This is a genomic window from Rhodococcus sp. 14C212, assembly GCF_011058195.1.
Classification (GTDB): domain Bacteria; phylum Actinomycetota; class Actinomycetes; order Mycobacteriales; family Mycobacteriaceae; genus Rhodococcus; species Rhodococcus aetherivorans.
Genome location: NZ_JAALEH010000047.1, coordinates 1 through 25,322 on the forward strand (window position 1 = coordinate 1; position 25,322 = coordinate 25,322).

22 protein-coding genes are annotated in these 25,322 nt (G+C 70.9%); 18 read left to right on the forward strand and 4 right to left on the reverse strand.

Going from position 1 to position 25,322, the window contains the following annotated elements:
* The 7 genes from G6038_RS19195 to G6038_RS19225 form a co-directional block, all read left to right on the forward strand.
* Window positions 1-371 (forward strand): cell division protein SepF (locus G6038_RS19195; RefSeq protein WP_165039387.1); only part of this gene is annotated, 371 nt, incomplete at its 5' end.
* A 114-nt stretch (window positions 372-485) separates the two neighbouring features.
* Window positions 486-776, forward strand: coding sequence for a YggT family protein (locus tag G6038_RS19200; protein ID WP_003938221.1), 291 nt, complete (start codon window positions 486-488; stop codon window positions 774-776).
* A 148-nt stretch (window positions 777-924) separates the two neighbouring features.
* Window positions 925-1,782, forward strand: a complete 858-nt coding sequence (locus G6038_RS19205) for a DivIVA domain-containing protein (protein ID WP_165039388.1) — start codon at window positions 925-927, stop codon at window positions 1,780-1,782.
* A 43-nt stretch (window positions 1,783-1,825) separates the two neighbouring features.
* A complete protein-coding gene (locus G6038_RS19210) occupies window positions 1,826-2,047 on the forward strand; it encodes a hypothetical protein (protein ID WP_165039389.1) in 222 nt (73 codons plus the stop codon).
* Between the two features lie 289 nt (window positions 2,048-2,336).
* Entirely contained in the window at window positions 2,337-5,498 is a 3,162-nt protein-coding gene (gene ileS / locus G6038_RS19215) for an isoleucine--tRNA ligase (RefSeq protein WP_165039390.1), read from the forward strand.
* Between the two features lie 87 nt (window positions 5,499-5,585).
* Window positions 5,586-6,929 carry a DNA polymerase IV gene (locus G6038_RS19220; protein WP_346772860.1) on the forward strand — a complete coding sequence of 448 codons (1,344 nt, stop codon included), beginning with the start codon at window positions 5,586-5,588 and terminating at the stop codon, window positions 6,927-6,929.
* Between the two features lie 92 nt (window positions 6,930-7,021).
* Window positions 7,022-7,570 carry a hypothetical protein gene (locus G6038_RS19225; RefSeq protein WP_165039391.1) on the forward strand — a complete coding sequence of 183 codons (549 nt, stop codon included), beginning with the start codon at window positions 7,022-7,024 and terminating at the stop codon, window positions 7,568-7,570.
* A gap of 71 nt (window positions 7,571-7,641) precedes the next feature.
* Here G6038_RS19225 and G6038_RS19230 read toward each other — a convergent pair whose 3' ends face one another.
* Window positions 7,642-8,538: a hypothetical protein gene (locus G6038_RS19230; protein ID WP_165039415.1), complete on the reverse strand. Its 897-nt coding sequence runs from the start codon at window positions 8,536-8,538 to the stop codon at window positions 7,642-7,644.
* 114 nt (window positions 8,539-8,652) lie between these two features.
* On the opposite strand from G6038_RS19230, the gene lspA reads away from it, so the two are divergent.
* The 7 genes from lspA (at window position 8,653) to dnaE (ending at window position 17,912) form a co-directional block, all read left to right on the forward strand.
* Window positions 8,653-9,273: a signal peptidase II gene (lspA, locus tag G6038_RS19235; protein ID WP_165039392.1), complete on the forward strand. Its 621-nt coding sequence runs from the start codon at window positions 8,653-8,655 to the stop codon at window positions 9,271-9,273.
* Window positions 9,274-9,287: 14 nt separating this feature from the next.
* Window positions 9,288-10,196 carry an RluA family pseudouridine synthase gene (locus tag G6038_RS19240; RefSeq protein ID WP_206025167.1) on the forward strand — a complete coding sequence of 303 codons (909 nt, stop codon included), beginning with the start codon at window positions 9,288-9,290 and terminating at the stop codon, window positions 10,194-10,196.
* An 11-nt stretch (window positions 10,197-10,207) separates the two neighbouring features.
* Complete coding sequence (locus tag G6038_RS19245) at window positions 10,208-10,837, forward strand: hypothetical protein (protein ID WP_165039394.1); 630 nt, start codon at window positions 10,208-10,210, stop codon at window positions 10,835-10,837.
* Between the two features lie 57 nt (window positions 10,838-10,894).
* Window positions 10,895-12,670 (forward strand): DUF2207 domain-containing protein, encoded by a 1,776-nt coding sequence (locus G6038_RS19250; RefSeq protein ID WP_165039395.1) that lies wholly within the window; start codon window positions 10,895-10,897, stop codon window positions 12,668-12,670.
* A gap of 70 nt (window positions 12,671-12,740) precedes the next feature.
* Window positions 12,741-13,304 carry a LemA family protein gene (locus G6038_RS19255; protein WP_100056243.1) on the forward strand — a complete coding sequence of 188 codons (564 nt, stop codon included), beginning with the start codon at window positions 12,741-12,743 and terminating at the stop codon, window positions 13,302-13,304.
* 46 nt (window positions 13,305-13,350) lie between these two features.
* Entirely contained in the window at window positions 13,351-14,274 is a 924-nt protein-coding gene (gene rarD / locus G6038_RS19260) for an EamA family transporter RarD (RefSeq protein WP_165039396.1), read from the forward strand.
* 101 nt (window positions 14,275-14,375) lie between these two features.
* Window positions 14,376-17,912, forward strand: a complete 3,537-nt coding sequence (dnaE, locus tag G6038_RS19265; RefSeq protein WP_165039397.1) for a DNA polymerase III subunit alpha — start codon at window positions 14,376-14,378, stop codon at window positions 17,910-17,912.
* Window positions 17,913-17,950: 38 nt separating this feature from the next.
* Here dnaE and G6038_RS19270 read toward each other — a convergent pair whose 3' ends face one another.
* Window positions 17,951-18,178, reverse strand: coding sequence for a hypothetical protein (locus tag G6038_RS19270; protein WP_165039398.1), 228 nt, complete (start codon window positions 18,176-18,178; stop codon window positions 17,951-17,953).
* A 119-nt stretch (window positions 18,179-18,297) separates the two neighbouring features.
* Between G6038_RS19270 and G6038_RS19275 the strand changes: the two genes are divergently transcribed.
* Both G6038_RS19275 and ilvA read left to right on the forward strand, forming a co-directional pair.
* On the forward strand, window positions 18,298-18,732 hold the full coding sequence (locus tag G6038_RS19275) for a nitroreductase family deazaflavin-dependent oxidoreductase (protein WP_165039399.1): 435 nt from the start codon (window positions 18,298-18,300) through the stop codon (window positions 18,730-18,732).
* A gap of 115 nt (window positions 18,733-18,847) precedes the next feature.
* Window positions 18,848-20,170, forward strand: a complete 1,323-nt coding sequence (gene ilvA / locus G6038_RS19280; protein ID WP_165039416.1) for a threonine ammonia-lyase IlvA — start codon at window positions 18,848-18,850, stop codon at window positions 20,168-20,170.
* Between the two features lie 418 nt (window positions 20,171-20,588).
* Here ilvA and G6038_RS19290 read toward each other — a convergent pair whose 3' ends face one another.
* On the reverse strand, window positions 20,589-21,125 hold the full coding sequence (locus G6038_RS19290) for a TetR/AcrR family transcriptional regulator (RefSeq protein WP_165039400.1): 537 nt from the start codon (window positions 21,123-21,125) through the stop codon (window positions 20,589-20,591).
* A 93-nt stretch (window positions 21,126-21,218) separates the two neighbouring features.
* Between G6038_RS19290 and G6038_RS19295 the strand changes: the two genes are divergently transcribed.
* A complete protein-coding gene (locus G6038_RS19295) occupies window positions 21,219-22,742 on the forward strand; it encodes an MFS transporter (protein ID WP_165039401.1) in 1,524 nt (507 codons plus the stop codon).
* Window positions 22,743-22,781: 39 nt separating this feature from the next.
* Here the strand turns inward: G6038_RS19295 and treZ are convergent, their stop codons facing one another.
* Window positions 22,782-24,527, reverse strand: coding sequence for a malto-oligosyltrehalose trehalohydrolase (gene treZ, locus G6038_RS19300; protein ID WP_165039402.1), 1,746 nt, complete (start codon window positions 24,525-24,527; stop codon window positions 22,782-22,784).
* Between the two features lie 89 nt (window positions 24,528-24,616).
* Here treZ and G6038_RS19305 point away from each other — a divergent pair, with 89 nt between their 5' ends.
* On the forward strand, window positions 24,617-25,285 hold the full coding sequence (locus tag G6038_RS19305) for a TetR/AcrR family transcriptional regulator (RefSeq protein ID WP_165039403.1): 669 nt from the start codon (window positions 24,617-24,619) through the stop codon (window positions 25,283-25,285).
* Window positions 25,286-25,322 lie beyond the last annotated feature (37 nt).

A 25,322-nucleotide genomic window follows, 5' to 3' on the forward strand; every position in this document is an offset into this window, starting at 1 on the left:
CCCGCGCCGCCGCCCGGTCGTCGCTCGCTTCCGAGGGCCGGCTCGAACGGTCCGAGGCCCGTCGCGGCGCACTGTTCGACGAGGGAGGCCCGTTGTCGAAGATCACCACGCTGCGTCCCCGGGACTACGGCGAGGCCCGCACCATCGGCGAACGGTTCCGCGACGGCACTCCGGTGATCATGGACCTGGTGGAGATGAGCAACGCCGACGCCAAGCGGCTCGTCGACTTCGCCGCCGGGCTGGCCTTCGCGCTGCGCGGCTCGTTCGACAAGGTCGCCACCAAGGTGTTCCTCCTCTCCCCGGCGGACATCGACGTCTCCGCCGAGGAGCGCCGCCGGATCGCGGAGACGGGGTTCTACAACCAGCAGTGACCTGGACCCGCAGCGGCGGTTCCGGCACGGTCGACGCCCGGTGCCCGGTGTACAACACCGGGCACCGGGCGTTTCGGTTTGGCTCGATCCGCCGTCGTCGGGCAGAGTGGGCGGGTGGCCGTATTCGAGGTGCTCTGGTTCCTGCTGTTCATTTTCTGGCTGCTGCTGATCGGCCGGATCATTGTCGAGTTCATCCGGACGTTCGCACGGGACTGGAAGCCGACGGGATTCGTCGTCGTCGTTCTCGAAGCAATCTTCACGGTCACCGATCCGCCGGTGAAACTGCTGCGTCGGCTCATTCCTCCGCTGAATCTCGGTGGGGTGCGACTGGATCTGTCCATCATGGTGCTGCTGTTCATCGTCTACTTCCTGATGGCGTTCATTCCCCGAGGTGGGACGCTCTGACGGCCGACACCTGCTCGGGCGATCCGTGCGAAAGCCGCCCTGTGCCAGAATGGGGTGCCAGTTACAGTGAGTTTGATACGCGTGACGCACTGTGGATATAACTGAATGCTTGCTTGACCGCTCACACGACGCGTGAAGGGATCCTTCCATGCCGCTGACCCCAGCTGATGTGCACAATGTCGCGTTCAGCAAGCCGCCGATCGGAAAGCGTGGCTACAACGAGGACGAGGTCGACGCGTTCCTGGATCTCGTCGAGCAGGAACTGACCCACCTGATCGAGGAGAACGCCGACCTGCGACAGCGGGTGGCCGAGCTCGACCAGGAACTCGCCGAGGCCAAGAAGGGCTCCCGTCCCGGCGCGGCGGCGGCACCGGCCCAGCCGGCCAAACCGGAACCCGCCCGCGTCGTCGAGGCGCCGAAGCCGCCGGAACCCGCTCCGGCGCCGGCTCCCGCGCCGGCCCCCGCACCGGTGGCGGCCGCACCGGCTTCCGGAGACGCGAGCATGCAGGCCGCCAAGGTCCTGGGCCTGGCCCAGGAAATGGCGGACCGCCTCACCGGCGACGCCAAGGCCGAGTCCGAGGAGCTGCTGCGCAACGCCCGCACCAATTCCGAGCAGCTCATCTCCGATGCGCGCACCCGCAGCGAGGCGATGATCGCCGACGCGCGGCAGAAGTCCGAGGCGATGCTCGCCGACGCCCGCACCCGCTCCGAAACGCAGCTGCGCCAGGCCAAGGAGAAGGCCGATGCGCTGCAGGCGGACGCCGAGAAGAAGCACACCGAGATCATGGCGACCATCAACCAGCAGCGTTCGGTGCTCGAGGGCCGCATCGAGCAGCTCAAGACCTTCGAGCGCGAGTACCGGGTGCGCCTGAAGTCGTACCTCGAATCTCAGCTCGAGGAGCTCGAGCAGCGCGGTTCCGCCGTGCCGGTCGACGGTGGCCAGGAGGCGTTCAACCAGTCGAACTCCTCGTTCGGTTCCACGTCCTTCGCCAAGGGCAACAGCTGATCGAGGCGGCGGTCCGATGGCCGGGTTCCGATGAGGGTGCGCCGTGCTGGTGGTGACTCTCGCCCTTGCAGCCGTCGGCTTCGGCATGCTCGTCGTGGCCCTCATGACGGGGTCCGTGTTGTGGGCCTGGGGTTGCATCGTCGTGTGTGTGGTGGGCGCGGTCCTGTTGCTGATCAGTGCCTTGAGCGGCAAGCGGACCGCGCCCCCGACGACGACGGGATCCGAGCCGAGACGGCGCCGCGAGGGACGCGATGCAAGCGAATGAGCGCGGCGGCATAGAATAGTTCGAGGACAGTCTGCAGTGCTTTCCCCCGGCAGCCGCCGGGGACGGCGTCGATCCGGCCATCACCGGGGAGCCTTCGGAAGAACGGCCGTGCCGATCGGCGCGACCCAGTAGAACCGAACGGGTGGGCCCGTCACAGCCCGAACGAGTGGCCCGTCCGGCCGGCAGAGCCCGGGGGGACGGTGCAAGCGGGGTGGTACCGCGGTTGCCGGCGCACAGGGCGCGGCGATCGTCCCCGTGCCGGACACGTCTAGGCACGAGGAGTCACGCTGTGACGAAAAGCACCCCCGACCGCCCGCAGGCCCCCGAGGCGCCGACCGGCGGGTACCCGCGCGTCGACTACGGGGTCGCCAAGGACTCGGGCGTCGACTTCCCCGAGCTCGAGGTGAAGGTCCTCGACGGGTGGGCGAAGGACGACACCTTCCGCGCCTCGGTCGCGAACCGCGAGGGCGCCGACGAGTTCGTCTTCTACGACGGCCCGCCGTTCGCGAACGGCCTGCCCCACTACGGGCACCTGCTCACCGGCTACGTCAAGGACCTCATCCCGCGCTTCCGGACGATGCGCGGCAGGAAGGTCGAGCGGCGCTTCGGCTGGGACTGTCACGGCCTGCCCGCCGAACTCGAGGCGGAGAAGCAGCTCGGGATCAAGGACAAGTCCGAGATCGACACGATGGGGCTGGCCGAGTTCAATGCCTACTGCAAGACGTCGGTGCTGCGGTACACCGGGGAGTGGCGCGACTACGTCACCCGGCAGGCCCGCTGGGTGGACTTCGACAACGACTACAAGACCCTGGACCTCGACTTCATGGAGTCGGTCATGTGGGCCTTCAAGCAGCTCTACGACAAGGGCCTGATCTACCAGGGCTTCCGGGTGCTGCCGTACTCGTGGTACGAGCAGACCCCGCTGTCGAACCAGGAGACCCGGCTCGACGACGCCTACAAGATGCGTCAGGACCCGGCCGTCACCGTCGACATGGTGGTGCGCGCACCGGGCAGCGAACTCGACGGCGCCAACGCCCTGATCTGGACCACGACGCCGTGGACGCTGCCGTCCAACCTCGCGATCGCGGTGCACCCCGACATCACCTACGTCGCCGTCCGCGTCGGCGAGGGTGACGACGCGAAGACCTACGTGCTCGCGGAGGACCGCCTCGGTCACTACGCCCGCGAGTTCGGCGACGAACCCGAGGTGCTGGGCCGGTACACCGGCGCGGACCTCGTCGGCCTGGCCTACGAGCCGCCGTTCGACTTCTTCGTGGGCCGGGAGAACGCCCACCGGGTCATCGCGGCCGACTACGTCACCACCGACTCCGGCACCGGAATCGTCCACCTGGCACCGGCCTTCGGTGAAGAGGACATGGAGTACTGCCAGCGCAACGGCATCGAGCTGGTGCAGCCGCTCGATCCGGGCGGAAAGTTCACCGCCCTCGTTCCGCCCTACGAGGGCCTGCAGGTCTTCGACGCCAACCCGGTGATCATCAAGGACCTCAAGGCCGCCGGAAAACTGTTGCGGCACGAGACGATCGAGCACTCCTACCCGCACTCGTGGCGGTCCGGCCGGCCGCTGATCTACATGGCGGTCCCGTCGTGGTTCGTCGCCGTGACACGGTTCCGGGACCGCATGGTGGAGCTGAACCAGCAGATCACCTGGGTGCCCGAGCACATCCGCGACGGCCAGTTCGGCAAGTGGCTCGAGGGCGCCCGCGACTGGAACATCAGCCGGAACCGCTACTGGGGCAGCCCCATCCCCGTATGGGTCTCGGACGATCCGGCCTACCCGCGCGTCGACGTGTACGGCTCCCTCGACGAGCTCGAACGGGACTTCGGGGTGCGGCCGAGCGACCTGCACCGGCCGATGATCGACGAGCTGACCCGCCCCAACCCGGACGACCCGACCGGGAAGTCGACGATGCGCCGCGTCCCCGAGGTGCTCGACTGCTGGTTCGAGTCGGGGTCGATGCCGTTCGCCCAGGTGCACTACCCGTTCGAGAACACCGAATGGTTCGACTCGCACTATCCCGGCGACTTCATCGTCGAGTACAACGGTCAGACCCGCGGCTGGTTTTACACCCTGCACGTGCTCGCCACCGCGCTGTTCGACCGCCCCGCGTTCAAGACCGTCGCCGCCCACGGCATCGTCCTCGGCGACGACGGGCTGAAGATGAGCAAGTCCAAGGGCAACTACCCGGACGTCAACGAGGTGTTCGCCCGCGACGGCTCCGACGCCATGCGCTGGTTCCTGATGTCCTCGCCCATCCTGCGCGGCGGCAACCTCGTCGTCACCGAGCAGGGCATCCGCGAGGGCGTCCGGCAGGCGTTGCTGCCGCTGTGGAACGCGTGGAGCTTCCTGCAGCTGTACGCGTCCAAGCCCGGCACGTGGCGCACCGACTCGCCGCACGTGCTCGACCGGTACATCCTGGCCAAGCTCGCCGCCACCCGCGACGCCATCACCGACGCGCTCGAGGTGGTCGACATCGCCGGAGCCTGCGACGAGCTGCGTACCTTCAGCGACGCCCTCACCAACTGGTACGTGCGCCGCTCCCGCAGCCGGTTCTGGGACGAGGACGCCGACGCGATCGACACTCTGCACACCGTGCTCGAGGTCGTCAGCCGCCTCGCCGCGCCCATGCTGCCGCTGGTCACCGAGGTGATCTGGCGCGGCCTGACCGGCGGCCGCTCCGTGCATCTGGCGGACTGGCCGGCCGCCGGGGACCTGCCGGCCGACCCGGCCCTGGTCGAGTCGATGGACGAGGTCCGCTCGGTGTGCTCGACAGTGCTCTCGCTGCGCAAGGCCCAGAAGCTGCGCGTGCGGCTGCCGCTCCCGCAGGTCACCGTCGCCGCCCCCGAGGCGCACCGGCTGCAGCCGTTCGCCGAGCTCGTCCAGGACGAGGTCAACGTCAAGTCGGTCGAGCTGACCGAGGACGTCGATGCGCACGGCCGCTTCGAGCTGGTCGTCAACGCCCGGGCGGCGGGACCGCGCCTCGGCAAGGACGTGCAGACGGTGATCAGGGCGGTCAAGGCCGGGGACTGGTCCGAGGCGGCCGACGGCACCGTCACGGCCGCCGGTATCGCGCTGCTGCCGGAGGAGTACACCACCCGCCTGGTCGCGGCGGAACCGGAGTCGACGGCCGCGCTGCCCGGCGGCGCCGGCCTGGTGGTGCTGGACTCCACGGTCACCGAGGAGCTCGAGGCCGAGGGCTGGGCGAAGGACCGGATCCGCGAGCTGCAGGACGCGCGCCGCAACCTGGGCCTGGACGTCTCGGACCGCATCTCCGTGGTGTTCGAGGTGCCGGCCGACCGCGCCGACTGGGCGCTGCGGCACCGCGAGCTCATCGCCTCGGAGGTGCTCGCCACCAGCTTCGAACTCGCGCCCGCCGGGGACGGGGCGCTCGAGCTCGGTGAAGGGGTGCGCGCGGCGATCGTCAGGGCGTGAGCGTCCCGGTGACCGGGGCGCGCGGCGCGGCCACGGCGGTGACGCCGGGGCGGGCGTGATGTCGGTGCCAGGGGCGAGGATGCCCGGGTGCCCGCCGTGGTGAGTCCGAGCGGTCGACGCTGGGTGCTGCACCTGGACCTGGACGCCTTCTTCGCCTCCGCCGAACAACTGACCCGGCCGACCCTACGGGGTCGGCCGGTGCTCGTCGGCGGCCTCGGCGCGCGTGGCGTCGTCGCCGGGGCCAGCTACGAAGCCCGCGTCTTCGGGGCCCGGTCGGCGATGCCGATGAGCCGGGCCCGTCGGCTGGTGGGGCCCGCGGCGGTGGTGCTGCCGCCGCGCGGGGTGCTGTACCAGGCGCTCAGCCAGACCGTGTTCGACGTGCTGCGCGAGCGGATCCCCGTGCTCGAGACGCTGTCGCTCGACGAGGCGTTCGCCGAACCCGCCGAGCTCGCCGGCGCCGCCCACCACGACGTGGAAGGGTTCTGTGCGCGGCTGCGCGACGAGGTGCGGGCCCGCACCGGCCTCGTCGCGTCCATCGGCGCCGGCTCCGGCAAACAGATCGCCAAGATCGCCTCCGGCCTCGCCAAGCCCGACGGAGCGCTCGTCGTGCGCCCCGAGGAGGAGCTGGCGCTGCTGCACGGCCTGCCGGTGCGCAAGCTGTGGGGGATCGGACCGGTGTCGGAGGAGCGTCTGCGGCGTCTGGGCATCGACACGATCGGTGACCTCGCCGCGCTGCCGGTCCCGGAGGCGGCCTCGATCCTGGGCGCCACGGTCGGCCCGGCGCTGCACCGGCTCGCCAACGGGCACGACGATCGACCGGTCGTCGAACGCGCCGACGCCAAGCAGGTCAGTGCGGAGACGACGTTCCCGACCGACATCGTCACCCTCGCCGAACTGCGACGTGCCGTCACCGGCAGCGCCGCCGCCGCGCATCGCCGGTTGCGGCGCGACGGCCGGGCCGCCCGGACCGTCGTGCTCAAGCTGCGCAAGGCCGACATGAGCATCCTCACCCGCTCGTCGACGCTGCCGTACGCCACCGAGGATGTGGCGACGCTCACGGCGGCGGCGCAGCGGCTGGCGCTCGATCCGCTCGAGATCGGCCCGATCCGCCTCGTCGGCGTCGGCCTCGCCGGCCTGTCCAGCATCCGGCAGGACTCGCTGTTCCCCGAGCTCGAGCAGCCCCCGGAGGACCCGGTGGAGTCGTCGCCGCACACCGGACCGGAGCACGTCACGACGGTGGCGGGACAGCGGTGGCGTCCCGGCACGGACGTGCACCATCCGGAGTTCGGACACGGCTGGGTGCAGGGCGCCGGGCACGGCGTGGTGACGATCCGCTTCGAGACGCGCTCGACCGGGCCGGGGCCGGCCCGCACCCTCTCCGAGAACGATCCCGCCCTCTCCGAGGGCGATCCGCTCGCCGGCCTCGGGTGAGCGCGCGGGCCCCCGCCGCTCTCACGGTCTTCTTACTACCGCCGGGTACGCTTACGGGCGATCCGCTGTCCCGGTGGAGCATCCGCTGCTGGATGAACCGAGCACGGTACCCGTGCACGATCGAGAACGAGAAGGACGAGAAGTTGAAGCTTCGCAAGATCACTGTCGCCACGGTGGCTCTGGCCGCCGCCCTCACGATGTCCGCCTGCAGCTCGGACGACGGAGGTAGCTCGACCTCGACCTCGGCGAAGACCACCACCAGCACCACGACCGCCGCCGCGCAGTACCCGCCGGTGCCGACCGTCGAGGATCTCAACGCCATGCTGGCGAAGGCGTTCGACGAGACCGTCCCGGCCGAGGAGAAGGTGAACCTCGTGCAGGGTGCCGAGCAGGATCCGGCCCTGATCGACCAGGTCGCCGCCGCTGCCGAGCAGGCCGGCGCGCAGATCACCGTTCTGGACGTCAACGACAACCAGAACGGCACGGTCACCGCCGGCATCGAGACCCTGCTGGCCGGTGCGCAGCAGCCCGCCGTCGGCACCGTCGACTTCGTCGCCGAGAACGGCGTGTGGAAGCTGTCGAAGAACAACGCCTGCGCCATCGTCGCGACGGCTCAGCTGCAGTCGCCGGCCTGCGCCTGACGTAGACCGACACGGCGGCCGGGGCGGAGATCCGCCCCGGCCGCCGCTTCGTCCGCCCGTCCGCCGTCCACTCAGGACTGCCAGCGCACCCGGTCCACCAGGGTCTGCGCCAGGCGGGTGGTGCCCGCGGGATCGCTGTACGCCTGCTCCCCGCCGACCGTGAGATCTCCGGCGATCGGAAGCGGCCGGCCGAGGTCGATGGTCATCGTGCCTTCGCCGGTCATCTCGTACCGGTCGATGTTCAGCCGACCGGACCCGTTCGGCAGCGCCCACGTGGCCTCGCGCGGGGTCTGGGTGATGCGCAGGTGCACGGTCAGCAGGTCGCCGTCCCGCTCGAGCAGGCTGGCGGTGGCGATCTGATCGAGCGCCATCCCGCTCATCACCTGTTGGTGGATCTCCCACACCCCACCCACGCCGATCTCCTCCTCGGGGAACGACACCATCCGGTACACGGCCTGGTAGAAGGCCTGCTCGATGGCCGATCGGGCGATGTCCGCGGAGTCCGACGTGGGATCGAGCCGCAGCGCGCTCACCGCGCCGGACGGCGACATCGTCAGTCCCGCCTCGGATCCCCGAGCGGGCCCGAGCGCCGCGGCGAGGGCCGCATCCGGCGACGTGGCGTCGTCGATCCGCAGGTCCACGAGGCTGCTCGGCGAGGTGTCCGACACGGCTTCGCTCACCATCGCGGTGAGCGGCAACGTCAGTTCGGGGGTGGAGAAGTCCTGTTCCGGTTGATCGCCGATCGACTGGAAGACCTGCGAGGCGGTCGTCAGCGCCACCTGCTGGCTCGTGTCGACGGGCGGGGTGAGCCGGATCCGGCTGCGCGGCTCGGCCCCCGGCTCCAGGACCACCGCGGTGACCGCGGCGACGGGCACCGTGACCTCCGTCGAGGTCGCCGTCGATGTGGGGGCGGCACCGTCGGCGGAGTTGCCGCACCCGGCGAGGAGGGTGGTCAGGGACAGGGCCACACCGAGGGAGCGGGCCCTCGGGCGGGCGAATCTGGGCAGCACAGGCACGCACCCCAGGGTAGCCACGGCGGGCGGGGTGGCCGTCGCGCTCCTCGGATGGGGGATGATGGCAGGGTGACCGACGACCCCCCCGAGCACGATGCCCATCCCGACGCCGTCGCGGAACCCCCGGTTGCGTCGTCGTCGGCCGGAACCGCGGCGAAGGACGTGCCCGCCCCGGCCCGGCGGCTGCGCGAGCTGCTCGCCCTCGCCGCGGTGATCTTCGGGTTCGACCTGCTCACCAAGGTGCTGGCCGTCCACTACATCGATCCGGCCGATCCCGTCTCGATCGTCGGGGACACGGTGACGCTCACGTTGGTGCGCAACCCGGGTGCCGCCTTCTCGATGGCCACCGGCATGACGTGGCTGCTGACCCTGGTCGCGGTCGCCGTCGTGGTGGGCGTGATCAGGATCGGCCGTACGCTGCGGTCGGGCTGGTGGGCCCTGGGACTCGGGCTCGTCCTCGGGGGCGCGCTGGGTAATCTCGTCGACCGGATCTTCCGTTCCCCGGGTCCGCTGCAGGGACACGTCGTCGACTTCGTGTCGGTCGGTTGGTGGCCGGTGTTCAACGTCGCCGATTCCGCGATCGTCTGCGGCGCGATCCTGCTCGTGGCGCTGACCGTCTTCGGCGTCGAACCGGACGGCTCGCGGAAGACCGGCTCCTCCGACAGCAGCAGAAAGGAAGCACACAAGTGAGAGAAACCCGGGCGATGCCCGTCCCCGACGGGCTCGACGGGATGCGGGTCGACGCGGGCCTGGCACGGCTGCTCGGCCTGTCGCGCACGGCGATCGCCGCCCTGAGCGAGGAGGGAGCCGTCCTGGTCGACGGTGCCGCCGCGGGCAAGTCCGATCGGCTGTCCGCCGGTTCCTGGCTCGAGGTGGAACTGCCCGAGCCGCCCCGGCCCCTCACCATCGAGGCGACGCCCGTGGAGGGCATGGAGGTCCTCTATGCGGACGACGACATCGTCGCCGTCGACAAGCCCGTAGGCGTCGCGGCGCACGCGAGCGTCGGCTGGACCGGGCCGACCGTGATCGGCGGACTGGCGGCCGCCGGATTCCGCATCTCCACCTCCGGCGCCCACGAGCGGCAGGGCATCGTCCACCGCCTCGACGTCGGCACGTCCGGGGTCATGGTCGTCGCGACGTCCGAGCGCGCCTACACGGTGCTCAAGCGGGCCTTCAAGCAGCGCACCATCGACAAGCGCTACCACGCCCTCGTGCAGGGGCACCCCGATCCCAGCAGCGGCACGATCGACGCGCCGATCGGCCGGCATCGCAGCAGCGACTGGAAGTTCGCCGTCACCGCCGACGGCAAGCCCAGCATCACCCACTACGACACCCTCGAGGCGTTCCAGGCCGCGAGCCTGCTCGACATCCACCTCGAGACCGGCCGCACCCATCAGATCCGCGTGCACTTCTCCGCGCTGCGGCACCCCTGCTGCGGCGACCTGACCTACGGCGCCGACCCGCGCCTGGCCGAGCGGCTCGGCCTCGAGCGTCAGTGGCTGCACGCCCGGTCGCTCGGTTTCGCGCATCCCGCCGACGGGCGCTGGATCGAGATCACCAGCAAGTACCCGGCCGACCTCGAGCACGCGCTCGCCGTGCTGCGCAGCGCCTGACCGTGCGGCGCGTGTCCCTGCCCTGGGCGGCGACGGCGGCACTGCTGCTGGCGGTGCTCGCAGCCGGGCTGCTCGCGCCGGCCCGGACGGCGACGGTGCGCACCGACACGCTCGGTCCGGACCACGGCGAGGCGGTCGCCGGCTACCTTGCGCGCGCTCAGGCGAGCGTCGAGTCCGCCACCGGCGAACCGCGGTGGGGACTGGTCTCCTTCACGGCGCCGGTGCCGGTCGAGCGGGCGGCGGCGCTGCCGGGAGACCCCCGCATCGCGCAGGTGCTGTTCCGCGTCCCGATCGAGCGGGTGCAGACCCCGCTGGTCGCGGTGGCCGTGCCCGCCCATCGGGAGGCGCTGCTGCGTGCGCCTGCCGTCGCGGCGGGCCGGCTGCGGCAGGCGGGCGGCACCGACCGGGCCGCGCGCGTCGCCGCGGTCTCGGCCGATCGCCTCGCGGACGGGTGCGCCTGCGTCGTCGGCGTCGTGGTGCGCGTCGCGCCGGCGGCGGCGTCCGAGCTCGCCGCGGCCCCCGGCGTCCGCGCCGTCGAACTGCTGCCTGCGGACGCGGTCGCCGGCGCGTTCTCGGTGAACCCGCTGCTGCCCGAGCACATCGACGTCGTCGCTCCGGGACCGGACGACGGCGAGCCCTGAGATCCGGTCGCGCAGGATCGGCGGGACAGACACCTCGCCGATGGGTACGGTGGCGCGGTGGCACGGGTTCTGGGGTACCTCCTGGTGGCGCTGCTCGCTGCGACCGGTCTGCTGTGGCCGCTGCTCGCCGGACTCGACACCGGCGACGCATCCGCCGCGTCGGATCCGGCGCGGATCACGAACTACACCGCCGACTACACCGTCGACGCCGACGGCGGGCTCACCGCCACCGAAACCGTCACGGTCGTCTTCCCGGCCGGCCGGCACGGTATCTTCCGGTACTGGGACGTCACCACGGGCGCCGATCCGCACGTGCGCCACATCCCCGAGATCGTCTCCGTCGACCGCGACGGCGCGCCCGAGCCGTTCGAGACGAGCCGGCAGCAGGGACACCGATTCGTCGTGGCGAAGATCGGGGACCCCGACGTGTTCCTGGAACCGGGCACCCACATCTATCGCATCGAGTACACGACCGAGGGGGTCCTCGACCCGCCGGGCGGCGCCGCCGCGACGTTCGACACGGCCGCGGGGACGGCCGCCCCGGTCGGCTCGGTGTTCCACTGGAGCGTGGTTCCCGGCGGGTGGGAGATGGCCATCGACCGGGCCGACATCACCGTGCGGCTGCCCGCGGCGTCCGGCCTGGTCGAATGTGCGGCGTCGGGGGTGACCTGCACCCTCGGCGGGGCCGGCACCGACACCGTCTCCGTCGGGGTGACCGGGCTCGAACCCCGGACGGCGGTGAACGTGCGCATCGGGCTCGGGCTCGACGCCCCGGCCCGGGCCACGGTGCCGTGGCCGGTCGCCTGGGATCCGATCCTCGGGCGGTCGGCGCCGATCGTGGCGGTGGTCGCGATGCTGGGCCTGCTCGGATTCGCCGTCGCGGCCCGGTGGGCGTGGACAGCCCGCGAACCCGAGCCGGGCCTGCCGGTGCTGTACTCGCCGCCCGACGGCTTCGGGCCGGTGCAGACCGTCTACCTCGCCTCCGAGCGGCCCGGGCCCGCGCCGCTCGCGGCGACGCTGCTGTACGCCGCCGAGGAGGAACTGGTCGAGCTGCGCCCCGCCGGCAGCGGGAAGAAGTCCGACGTGTGGGAGGTCCGCGGCGTCGCGTCCGCGGACAGGTGGGCGGCGACGGACCCGGTGACCCGGGCGGCCGGCGACGCACTGCAGATCTCGTACCCCGGCGCGGTGCTGCGGGCCGACGGCTCGAAGTCGGCGGGGGAACGGTTGTCGAAGGCGACGACGGAGCTCGCGTCGCAGTGCCGGATCTGGGCCCGCAACGAGGGACTGGTGGCCCCGTCGGCCCGCGAGCGTCTCGGCAAGGCGGCGGTGGTGCTGGCGCTGGTCCTCGCGGTGGTCGGGTTCGCAGTGCCGGTATGGCCGAGCATGTGGGGCCTGCCGGCGGCGGCCTTCGTGTTCGGCGGATGGGAGCTGCTGCGGCCGGAGGCGGGGACGCGGCGCACCGCGAAGGGCCGCGAGATGTGGTCGCGTGCCGGTGGGTTCCGGCGCATGCTCGTGACCCCGTCGAGCGAGGACCGCTACCGGTTCTCGGCGGAACGCGACCTCTACACCCGCTACATTCCGCACGCGGTCGCGTTCGGCGTGGCCGACCGGTGGGCGGAGAAGTACCGCACGGTCACCGGGTCCGAGCCGCCGGCGCCGGCGTGGTACCCGTATCCGGTCGGTGTGCACGGATTCGCCTCGGGGACCGGGGGATTCGACAGCTTCGAGTCGGCCCTGTCGTCGTCGATCGGCGCATACACCGCGTCGCAGTCCTCGTCGTCGGGCGGCGGCGGTGGCGGAGGCGGTGGGGGCGGCGGTGGCGGCTCGTGGTGACCGATCGCCGCGGTGAACGAGGCACCGGCGCGTCCGCACCGGTGCCGGGCTACGGAAGGAGGGCGGCCCCATGGTGACCGCAATCGTGATCGTCGTCGTGCTGGTGGTGGTGCTCGGTGCCGTGTTCGTGGTCGGCTTCAACCGGCTGCGCCGCGCCGACGTGCTGGCTCAGGAGGCCCTCGGCGGCATCGACGTGCAACTGAGCCGGCGCGCGGACCTGGTGCCGAACCTCGTGGCGACGGTGCGCGGCTACGCGGCGCACGAGAAGAGCGTGTTCGAGGAGGTCACCGCCGCCCGCACCGCCGCGTCGCGGGCGGCTTCCGGCGGCACGGTCGCGGAGAAGGCCCAGGCCGACGCCCGGCTCGAGAAGGCGGTGTTCGACGTGCTCGCCGTCGCCGAGAACTACCCGGATCTGAAGGCCTCGGCCAACTTCCTGGATCTGCAGCGCCAGCTCGGCGAGACCGAGGACCAGCTCGCGTTCGCCCGCCAGTACTACAACGACGCCGCGGGCCGGCTCAACACCTCGCTGAAGACGATCCCGTGGATGTTCTTCGCGGGACCGGCGGGCGTGCGCGAGCGCGAGTTCTACACCGCCCCGGCGGGCACGGAACTGCCGCCGACCGTGTCGTTCTGATCCACCCGGCGCGCCCGGTCGCGTCGCCGGGCCCTACCGTTGAGCGGTGAGCAGTACCGCATCGCGCTTCGACGCCGGCATCGTGTGCGGGCTCGGCGCCTATCTGACGTGGGGTTTGTTCCCGGCGTTCTTCGGGCTGCTCGAGCCCGCCGGACCGGTCGAGATCCTCGCGCACCGGGTGCTGTGGACGCTGCTGGCGATGCTGCTGCTGCTCTCCGTGCTCGGCCGGCTCGGCTCGCTGCGGGGACTGGGACTGCGGGTGTGGGCCCTGGTCGCGGCGGCGTCGGCGGCCATCGCCGTCAACTGGGGCACCTACATCTACGGCGTCGTGTCGGGCCGGGTGGTCGAGACCGCGCTGGGCTACTTCATCAACCCGCTGGTCAGCGTGCTGTTCGGGGTGTTGTTCTTCCGGGAGCGGCTGCGCCGCGCCCAGGTCGCGGCCCTGTTCGTCGCGACCGCCGCGGTGGCGGTGATCACCGTGGACTACGGCCGGCCGCCGCTGATCGCGCTGACTCTGGCGCTGTCGTTCGCGCTGTACGGGGTGCTCAAGAAGATCGTGCCGCTCGATCCGCGGACGTCGCTGACGGGGGAGGGCATCGTCGCCGTGCCCTTCGCGGCGGGCTACCTGGTCTTCCTCGCGGTCACCGGCACGGGCACCTTCACCGGGCACGGGGTGGGGCACTCGCTGCTGCTCGTGTCGGCCGGGCTCGTCACGGCGCTGCCGCTGCTGCTGTTCGGTGCTGCCGCCCAGCGGGTGCCGCTGGTGACCCTCGGCATGCTGCAGTACCTGACACCCGGCCTGCAGATGGCGTGGGGCGTGCTGGTGCTGCACGAGGACATGCCGGCCTCGCGGTGGATCGGATTCGGGCTGATCTGGACCGCGCTGGCGGTGTTCACCGTCGACGCCGTACTGCGGGCCCGCACGGCACGCGGACGCCTCGAACCGGTCACCTCGAGTGCACCGGAGTAACACCGGTCACGACTCGCCGCCGGCGCCGGTGTGGCGGTCCGATCCCGTCGCCGGGGAGGCCTACACTCGGGATGCTCACAGACCTTCCGGGAGAGGCACGCGTGGCTGACTCGTTCGTTCATCTGCACAACCACACCGAGTATTCGATGCTCGACGGAGCCGCGAAGGTCGGTCCCCTGTTCAAGGAGGCCGAGCGGCTGAAGATGACGGCGGTCGGGATGACCGACCACGGGAACATGTACGGCGCCAGCGAGTTCTACAATGCCGCGACGAAGTTCGGGATCAAGCCGATCATCGGCATCGAGGCCTACATCGCGCCCGAGTCGCGGTTCAGCACCAAGCGCGTGCAGTGGGGGGATCCGAGCCAGAAGTCCGACGACATCTCCGGTTCCGGTTCGTACACGCACATGACGATGGTGGCCGAGAACGCCACCGGCCTGCGGAACCTGTTCAAGCTGTCCTCGCTCGCCTCCATCGAGGGCCAGCTCGGCAAATGGGCCCGCATGGACGAGGACCTCATCGCCCACCACGCCGAGGGCATCATCGCGACCACCGGCTGCCCGTCGGGGGAGATCCAGACCCGGCTGCGTCTCGGCCACGACCGTGAGGCGCTCGAGGCGGCCGCGAAGTGGCAGGAGATCTGGGGCAAGGACAACTTCTTCCTCGAGCTGATGGACCACGGCCTGTCCATCGAGCGCCGCGTCCGGGAGGGGCTGCTCGAGATCGGCCGCACGCTCGGCATCCCGCCGCTGGCCACCAACGACTGCCACTACGTCACCAAGGATGCCGCCGAGAACCACGAGGCGCTGCTGTGCATCCAGACCGGCAAGACGCTCTCGGATCCGACCCGCTTCAAGTTCGACGGCGACGGCTACTACCTGAAGTCCGCCGAGGAGATGCGGGCGCTGTGGGACGGCGAGGTGCCCGGCGCGTGCGACAACACGCTGCTCATCGCCGAGCGGGTGCAGTCCTACGAGGAGGTGTGGACCCACCGCGACCGCATGCCGATCTTCCCCGTGCCCGAGGGGGAGACGCAGGCGAGCTGGCTGCGCAAGGAGGTCATGCGCGGCCTCGACCGCCGCTTCCCGAACGGCGCGCCCGACGAATACCTGCGCCGCGCCGACTACGAGATCGACGTGATCTGCGAGATGGGTTTCCCGGCCTACTTCCTCGTCGTCGGCGACCTGATCAACCACGCCCGCGAGGTGGGTATCCGGGTCGGTCCGGGCCGAGGCTCGGCCGCCGGTTCACTCGTCGCCTACGCGATGGGCATCACGAACATCGATCCGATCCCACACGGCCTGCTGTTCGAGCGGTTCCTCAACCCCGAGCGCGTGTCGATGCCCGATATCGACATCGACTTCGACGATCGCCGCCGCGGCGAGATGGTGCGGTACGCGACCGAGAAGTGGGGCAACGACAAGGTCGCCCAGGTGATCACGTTCGGCACCATCAAGACGAAGGCCGCGATCAAGGACTCGGCGCGCGTGCAGTTCGGCCAGCCGGGCTTCGCGATCGCCGACCAGATCACCAAGGCGCTGCCGCCGCCGATCATGGCCAAGGACATTCCGGTGTCGGGCATCACCGACCCGAACCACGAGCGGTACAAGGAGGCCGCCGAGGTCCGGGCCTTGATCGAGTCCAACCCGGACGTGAAGAAGATCTACGACACCGCGCTCGGCCTCGAGGGCCTGATCCGCAACGCCGGCGTGCATGCCTGCGCGGTGATCATGTCCTCCGAGCCGCTGATGGACGCCATCCCGCTGTGGAAGCGGGCGCAGGACGGCGCGATCATCACCGGCTGGGACTACCCGTCGTGCGAGGCCATCGGCCTGCTGAAGATGGACTTCCTCGGTCTGCGGAACCTCACCGTCATCGGTGACGCGATCGAGAACATCAAGAACAACCGCGGCATCGACCTCGACCTGGACACGCTGCCGCTCGAGGATCCGGCCACCTACGAGCTGCTGGCCCGCGGCGACACCCTGGGCGTGTTCCAGCTCGACGGCAGTGCGATGCGCGATCTGCTGCGCCGGATGCAGCCGACCGGCTTCGAGGACATCGTCGCCGTGCTCGCGCTGTACCGGCCCGGACCGATGGGCATGAACGCCCACAACGACTACGCCGACCGCAAGAACGGCCGGCAGGAGGTCAAGCCGATCCACCCCGAGCTCGAGGAGCCGCTCGAGGAGATCCTGACCGACACCTACGGCCTGATCGTCTACCAGGAGCAGATCATGCAGATCGCTCAGAAGGTGGCCGGTTACTCGCTCGGACAGGCAGACCTGCTACGGCGAGCCATGGGTAAGAAGAAGAAGGAGATCCTCGAGGAGGCGTACGGCGGCTTCCAGAAGGGCATGCTCGACAACGGCTTCTCCCAGCCCGCGATCACCGCACTGTGGGACACGGTGCTTCCGTTCGCCGGATACGCGTTCAACAAGTCGCACGCCGCCGGGTACGGTCTCGTCTCGTTCTGGACGGCGTACCTCAAGGCGAACTACCCCGCCGAGTACATGGCGGGCCTGCTCACATCCGTCGGCGACGACAAGGACAAGGCTGCGGTCTACCTGTCGGACTGCCGCAAGATGGGCATCACCGTACTGCCACCGGACGTCAACGAGTCGCGGGTCGACTTCGCGTCGGTGGGGGAGGACATCCGGTTCGGCCTCGGCGCGGTGCGCAACGTCGGTACCAACGTCGTGGCGTCCATCATCCGGGCGCGGGAGGAGAAGGGCCGGTTCACCGACTTCTCCGACTACCTCAACAAGATCGATGCGCTCGCGTGCTCGAAGAAGGTCACCGAGTCCCTGATCAAGGCCGGCGGGTTCGATTCGCTCGGCCATCCCCGCAAGGGCCTGATGCTGGTGCACGCCGACGCGATCGACGCGGTCATGGGCACCAAGAAGGCCGAGGCGATCGGGCAGTTCGACCTGTTCGGCGGCGCGGACGCCGACGAGTCGGTCACCTCGGTGTTCAATGTGAAGATCCCCGAGGAGGAATGGGACACCAAGCACAAGCTCGCCCTCGAACGGGAGATGCTGGGCCTGTACGTGTCCGGGCATCCGCTCAACGGCGTCGAGCACGTGCTCGCCCAGCAGTCGGACACCGCGATCCCGACCATCCTCGAGGGCGCGATCAAGGACGGCAGCCAGGTCACCGTGGGCGGCATCCTTGCGTCGGTGAACCGCCGCATCAACAAGAACGGTCTGACCTGGGCGTCGGCGCAACTCGAGGACCTCGCCGGCGGCATCGAGGTGCTCTTCTTCCCGCAGTCCTACTCGGTGTACGGCATGGACGTGGTCGAGGACTCGGTGGTGCTGGTCAAGGCGCGCGTCTCGATCCGCGACGACCGGATCTCGTTGATCGCCAACGATCTCGCCGTGCCCGACCTCTCGCAGGTCGGGGTGGCCAAGCCGCTGTCGGTGTCGATGCCGACCCGGCTGTGCACCCCCGACAAGGTCGGGGCGCTCAAGAGCGTGCTCACCCGCCACCCCGGTACCTCGGATGTGCACGTCCGGCTGATCTCCGGCAGCAAGGTCACCGTGCTGAAGGTGGACGACAGCCTGCGGGTGGAGCCGTCGTCGGCGCTGATGGGGGATCTCAAGGCTCTGCTCGGGCCGGCCTGCCTGGCGACCTGACCCGCCCGCCGGTGCGCTGCGGTCAAACGTCGCTGCGGTCAGGTGTCGCGGCGGTAGTGCAGCATGCGCGCCCACCAGACGACGGTGGCGGTCGCGGCGGCGGCGAGGACGGCGGTCTGCGCGTCCGCGGTGATGGCGAACAGCGCCAGGAGGACCAGGACGGCCGCGACGAGTGCCTCGAGCTTGTACAGCGGCCATGCGGTTCCGGCCATGTCGACGGACGCGGGCCGGCGGCGGGCGGGGGTGGGCGAATCCATCGTCGTCATCTCGACCTCCGTGCACCTCGGGAAACCCGTCCACCAGGCTACTCGCAGACTTGTTTTCGGGCCACCGAACTTTACCGATCGGTGCGGTGATGCCGGGCCCGGCGGTGTTGACTGGAGCCATGCCTCTCACCGGAGAATACGAACCGAGTCCGTCCCAGTGGGCCGCCGACCAGGTGGCGCTGTACGAGAGTTCCGGCGGTACCGAGGGCACGACCCTGAACGGCCGGCCCGTCGTCGTGCTGACCAGCCGCGGAGCGAGGACCGGCAAGCTGCGCAAGACTCCGCTGATGCGGGTCGAGCACGACGGCGTCTACGCGGTGGTCGCCTCCCTCGGCGGGGCGCCGAAGCATCCGGTCTGGTACTACAACGTCCTGGCGGACCCGCACGTCGAACTGCGCGACGGGCCGACGGTCCGGGACATGACCGTCCGCGAGGTCCACGGCGAGGAGAAGGCCCTGTGGTGGCGGCGTGCTGTCGAGGCGTTCCCCGATTACGCGGAGTACCAGAAGAAGACGGACCGGGAGATCCCGCTCCTGATCCTGGAACCCCGGTAGCGCGCGAGGGCGGGAGCCGGGCGCGGCGAGCGGGGTGACGAAACCCGCGTTGGGGGTTCCGGGCGGGCAGTGGCAGCATAGGTAGGTGACCACTACTTCGCGAACCGCCGATCCGATGCACCTGCCCGCCCTGAGCGTGGCCGACATCGAGGCCGCGGCGGAGCGAATTTCGGCGGTGGTCGCCCCCACGCCGCTCGAGCACAGCGAGCGGCTCTCCGTCCTCACCGGCGCGAACGTCTACCTCAAGCGCGAGGACCTCACCCGCGTCCGCTCGTACAAGCTGCGCGGCGCCTACAACGTCATGGCGCAGCTCTCTCCCGCCGAACGCGAGGCGGGTGTGGTGACGGCCAGCGCCGGCAACCACGCGCAGGGCGTGGCCTACGCGTGCCGCGCGATGGGGGTGATGGGCCGGATCTACGTGCCCACCCGGACCCCGAAGCAGAAGCGGGACCGCATCCGCGCGCACGGCGGTGCCTTCGTCGAGCTCATCCCGACGGGCGACACGTTCGACGCGGCGGCCGCCGCCGCCGCCGCCGACGTCGCGCGCACCGGCGCGACGATGGTTGCGCCGTTCGACGACGCCCGCACCGCGGCGGGGCAGGGCACCATCGCCCGCGAGGTGCTCGACCAGCTGCCCGCGGCGCCGGACCTGGTGCTGGTTCCGGTCGGCGGTGGCGGCTGTCTGGCCGGCATCGCGGCGTACCTGCACGAGAAGTCGCCGTCCACCTCCATCGTCGGGGTGGAACCGGCCGGCGCGGCGTCGATGACCGCGGCCCTCGTCGCGGGCGGACCGGTGACCCTGCCCGAGGTGGATCCGTTCGTCGACGGTGCCGCCGTCAAGCGGGTCGGCGACGTGCCGTACGCGGTGGTCTCCCGGCTCGGCGCCGAGATCGTCTCCCACGCGAACCTGCCGCTGGTCGCGGCGCTCCGCAACGACGGTCTGGGCACCGGGCCGTTCGGGATGACCCAGGTCGACGAGGGTGCAGTGTGCACCGCGATGCTGGATCTGTACCAGAACGAGGGCATCATCGCCGAGCCCGCGGGCGCGCTGTCCGTCGCTGCTCTCGAAGGGTTGACCATCGCGCCGGGCTCGACGGTGGTGTGCCTGATCTCGGGGGGCAACAACGACGTCTCCCGCTACGGGGAGATCATCGAGCGCTCCCTCGTGCACCGCGGCCTCAAGCACTACTTCCTGGTGGACTTCCCCCAGGAGCCGGGTGCGTTGCGGCGGTTCCTCGACGAGGTGCTCGGACCCGACGACGACATCACGCTGTTCGAGTACGTCAAGCGCAACAACCGGGAGTTCGGGGCGGCGTTGGTAGGCATCGAACTCGGGGCGGCGGACGGGCTGTCGTCGCTGCTGGCGCGCATGGCGGCCTCGCCGATCGAGGCGCAGCGGCTCGAGCCGGGCTCACCGGCGTACCGTTATCTCACCTGAGCCGCACGGGATTCCCGGTGGGGGAGTGAGTCCCCACCGGATTCCGCGGGCGGCGTCTCAGCGCCAGGGAGCGCAGACCAGCCAGGATCCGAACCACCAACACGGTGCGGGTGGACCCCACCAGTTCCGATCCCAGCCGCGATCGCGGCGACCGCGGTCGTCGTGCTGGCGGTCGTCCCAGCGGTTCCAGTCGTTGCGGTGATCGGTCTGCTCCCAGGTGATCCCGATCGGTGCGGGCGCGTCGACGGGTGCGGCGGCGGGTGCGGCGGCGACGCCGGCGGGGCGAGGGCGAGTGTGGCGGCGACGAGTGCGCCCACGGTTGCCGTCCGGTACTTCATGTCAGTTCACCCCGAGAAGCGTGTGTTTCCAAGAAGATTCCCCGACTGCTCTTGACCGTACTCGTGGTTGTGGGCGCCAACTAAGGGTTTTTCTTCCCCAGCAAGCGGGCGACCACGCGTCGGTGCAGGTCCGGATCGGGTTTCGGGAGGCCGAGCATCGCGCCGAGGTAGATCCCGTCGCCCGCGAGGCGCACGATCTCCGCGGTGACGGGATCGTCGATCTCGGCGCGCAGGCCCTCGTCCCACGAGCGCATCACCTCGACCACCGCGCGCTGCACGTCGTCGTGCCGGCCGTCGGCACTGCGCAGAGCGGCCACCGTGGACCGGAACAGGGCCATCTCCGCGGAGTCGCCGGTCTCGTCCGGATCGGCGAGGTACCACTCCGCGACCGGGGTGCCGCCGGCGACGGCATCGGCGAGCCGGGCGTCGCCCCGTTCGCCGAGGCGCCGCACCATCGCGGCGAGCATCGACTCCTTGGTCGGAAAGTGATACAGCAGGCCGCCTTTCGACACGCCCGCGGCGGCCGCGACGCCTTCGAGCGTCACCTGGGCGACCCCCACGTCGACGAGGGTGCGTTCGAGGGCGTCGAGGATGCGGTCGCGTGTGTCGGAGGCCATGGCCCGATTCTAGCGATCATATTTGTACCGTCCGGACGGTCGGTGTTACCGTCTTTCTGTACCGGCTGGACGGTTCAGTGTGGAGGGAACGGGATGACGAACACCGGGCAGATGCCGGGGGTCCGCCCGGCGGACGCGGGGATCGGCCATGCGGCCGCGGGGGTGCGCACCTGGGCGGGGCTGGTGGTCCTCGCCTGTGCCGTGTTGCTGATCGCGGTCGACGCGACCGTTCTCGACCTCGCCCTGCCCTTCCTCAGTGCCGATCTGGCCCCGAGCGGGGTGCAGCTGCTGTGGATCATCGACGTGTACTCGTTCGCCGTCGCCGGCCTGCTGGTGACGATGGGCGTGCTCGGCGACCGCGTCGGCCGTCGCCGGCTCCTGCTGGTCGGCGCCGTCGGCTTCGCCGCGGCCTCGGCCGTCGCGGCGTGGGCGGTGAGCCCCGAGATGCTGATCCTGGCGCGTGCACTGCAGGGAATCTCCGGCGCCACCCTCATGCCCGCGACCCTGGGGCTCATCCGGCACATGTTCACCGATCCGCGGGAGCGGACCGTCGCCATCGGCGTGTGGGGTGCGATGGCCGGCGGCGGCGCCGCGCTCGGCCCGCTCGTGGGCGGCTGGCTGCTCGAACACTTCTGGTGGGGTTCGGTGTTCCTGATCAACCTGCCGATCATGGCGGTGCTCGTCCTCGCCGGGCCGTTCCTCGTCCCGGAATCTCGGGATCCGCACCCGGGCCGCTTCGACCTGCCGGGCGCCGCCCTGTCGCTGCTGGCCGTGGTTCCGATCGTCTACGCGGTCAAGGAAACGGCGCTGCAGGGCCCGCACGCCGCCGCCCTGGTCGCCCTGTGCGGCGGTCTGACGGCCGCCGCGGCGTTCGTGCACCGTCAGCGGGTCGCGAAGAACCCGCTGCTCGACCTCACTCTGTTCCGGCGGCGCGAGTTCTCCGCGGCCGTATGGACGAATCTGCTGTCGATCTTCGCCCTCGCCGGAGTGCTGTTCTTCGGTTCGCAGTATCTGCAGCTGGTGCTCGGGATCGGACCTCTCCAGGCGGGTCTGCTGATGCTCCCCGGCACCGCGACCAGCGCTCTGTCCTCGCTCGGAGCGGCGTGGCTCGTGCGGCGCCTGCCGGTCGGGACCGTCCTGTCGGGTGCTCTGACCATTGCGGCCGTGGGAGCGGCGATGTTGCTGGCTCTCGGCACCACCGACGGGGCCGGTCTGTTCGTCGTCGGCTTCACCCTCATCGGCGTGGGGGTCGGCGTCGCGCTGACCCTGACCACCGACCTGGTGGTCGGGGCCGCCCCGGCCGACCGGGCCGGCGCCGCGTCGGCGGTGTCGGAGACGGCGTACGAACTCGGTGTCGCGCTGGGTGTGGCGGTGCTCGGCAGCGTCGTCACGGCCGTCTACCGTTCCCGGCTCGGGGTGCCGGGCTCCGGCCACGAGTTCGACACCCTCGGCGGCGCGGTGGCCGCGGCCGGACGACTCCCGGCGGCGGAGGCCGAGGCCCTGCTCGGGTCGGCGCGGGACGCGTTCGTCGCCGGCACGCACGGGGCCGCGGCCGCCACCGCGGTGATCCTGGCAGCCACCGCCGCGCTGACCCTGCTCATGCTCCGCCGGCGGTGACACTGCGCGACCTCAGGCCGGCGGTGACACTGCGCGGCCTCAGGCCGGCGGTGCGACGGCGGAGTCGAGCACGACAAACGAGTGCCCCGGTACGAGCGTCGCGGACCCGGTCCGGTTGACCACAACCGGCTCCCACCACACCAGCGGAGCACCACCGAAGGGCACGGTCACCGGGTCGGGCCCGAGGTTGCACGCCACGCGAAGGCTGCCGCGGTGCATCACGATCCAGCGCTCGTCCTCGTCGTAGTCGACGTGCAGGTGCTCGAGCCACGGATCGGTCAGCTCGGCGCGTTCGCGCCGCAGCGCCAGCAGCTGCCGGTAGCAGTCGAGCATGCGTGCGTGGCCGGGTTCGGTGCGCTCGGCCCAGTTCAGCGTCGACCGCCGGAACGTCTCCGGATCCTGCGGGTCGGGAACGTCCTCGGCGTCCCACCCGTGCTCGGAGAACTCGCGCCGCCGTCCCTCGGCGGTGGCCCGGGCCAGCTCGGGTTCCGGGTGGGAGGTGAAGTACTGGAACGGTGAACTCGCGTCCCACTCCTCGCCCATGAACAACATCGGGGTGAAGGCGGAGGTGAGCACCAGCGCGGCCTTGACGGCGAGCTGACCGTGGTCGAGGTAGTGACCGGGCCGGTCGCCGATCGCCCGGTTGCCCACCTGGTCGTGGGTACACGTGTAGGCGAGCAGGGAACTCGCCGGGATGCGCCCCACGTCGAGCGGCCGCCCGTGCGTGCGCCCGCGGAAGCTCGAATATGTGCCGGCGTGGAAGAACCCGTGCCGCAGGGTGCGGGCGAGGCAGTCGAGTGAACCGAAATCGCCGTAGTAGCCCTGTCGTTCGCCGGAGACGGCGGCGTGCACCGCATGGTGGATGTCGTCGTCCCACTGCGCCTGCAGGCCGTAGCCACCGGCGGCGCGGGGCGAGATCATCTTCGGATCGTTCAGGTCGCTCTCGGCGATCAGGCTCAGCGGCCGGCCGAGGTGCGCGGACATCCGGTACGTCGCGACGGCCAGTTCCTCGAGCAGGTGCACGGCGGTGTGGTCGACGAGCGCGTGCACCGCGTCCAGGCGCAGCCCGTCGATATGGAAGTCCCGCATCCACCGCAGGGCGTTGTCGAGGATGTAGCGGCGCACCTCGCCGGAGTCCGGCCCGTCGAGATTGACCGACGCGCCCCACGTGCCCTGCCCGCCGGACAGGTACGGGCCGTAGCGGTCCAGGTAGTTGCCGGACGGTCCGAGGTGGTTGTACACCACGTCCAGGATCACCCCGAGGCCACGGGCGTGGGCGGCGTCGACGAAGCGCTGCAGGCCGTCCGGGCCGCCGTACGGCTCGTGCACCGCGTACCAGAGCACCCCGTCGTAGCCCCAGCCACGGGTGCCGTTGTAGGCGTTGACCGGCATCAGCTCGACGAGGTCCACCCCGAGGTTGACGAGGTCGTCGAGGCGGTCGACGGCCGCGTCGAACGTGCCCTCGTCGGTGAAGGTGCCCACGTGCAGCTCGTAGATCACCCCGCCCGCGAGTTGCCGGCCGGTCCAGGACGCGTCGGTCCAGGCGCTCTCGTCGAGCGAGTGCAGCGCGGACAGGCCGTGCACGCCGTCGGGTTGCCGCGGCGAGCGCGGGTCGGGCAGCACGGTCTCGTCGTCGTCGAGGACGTACCCGTAGCGGGCGCCGGGGGAGGCGTCGACCTCGGCGCGCCACCAGCCGCCGTCGTCCCGGCGCATGGGATGGACCGTGCCCTCGACGTGGAGCCGGACGGATTGCGGGGTCGGAGCCCAGACCTCGAAGGTATGCACCCGACCAGCATGCCCGGTCGTCGTCGTGCCTGCAGGCCTCCGAAATCTGTTGCAGTTTCGATGCAACCGATGCTGATACGCTGAGATCGATGCCCCAGCATGCCAAGAGGACCTACAGTTCGCCGCTGCGTGAGGAGGCCGCGCGCCGTACCCGGGCGACCGTCGTCGACGCTGCCGCCCGGCTCTTCGTCGATCGCGGGTACGTCAGCACCACGGTCAAGCAGATCGCGGAGACGGCCGGGGTTGCCGTGCGTACCGTCTTCACGGCGTTCCCCGGCGGCAAGTCCGAACTGTTCCGGGAGGCGCTCGACGCCGCGGTCGCGGGCGGCTCCACGGACTCGGCCGGCGACGGTCCCGTCCCGGCCGAGCGTTCGCGTCCGGGGCGAGCCGCCTCCGGCACCGCGGGCTCGGACGCCGAACGCATCGTCGAGCAGGTGGTCCGCTACGGCGCGGACCTGCTCGAGCGGGCCGGCGGGCTGCTGATGACCTCGGTCGAGTCGTCGGGCGCGGACCCGGACATGCGCCGGTTCGCCGACGAGGATGCCCGCGCCACCGCGGACAATGCGCGCACGATCGCGGTCGGGCTGCACCGGCACGGGCTGCTGCGCGACGACGTGAGTGTCGATCACGCGGCACACGTGCTCTACACGCTGGGTTCCCCGCAGGTGCATGCGCTGCTGCGCCGCGACTGCGGCTGGGACGTGGACGAGTACCGGGCGTGGCTCACGGCGACACTGCGGGCGACGCTGCTGCGCTGAGCCGGTGCCGTTCCGACCGGTTCCGGTGCCTCCTCGC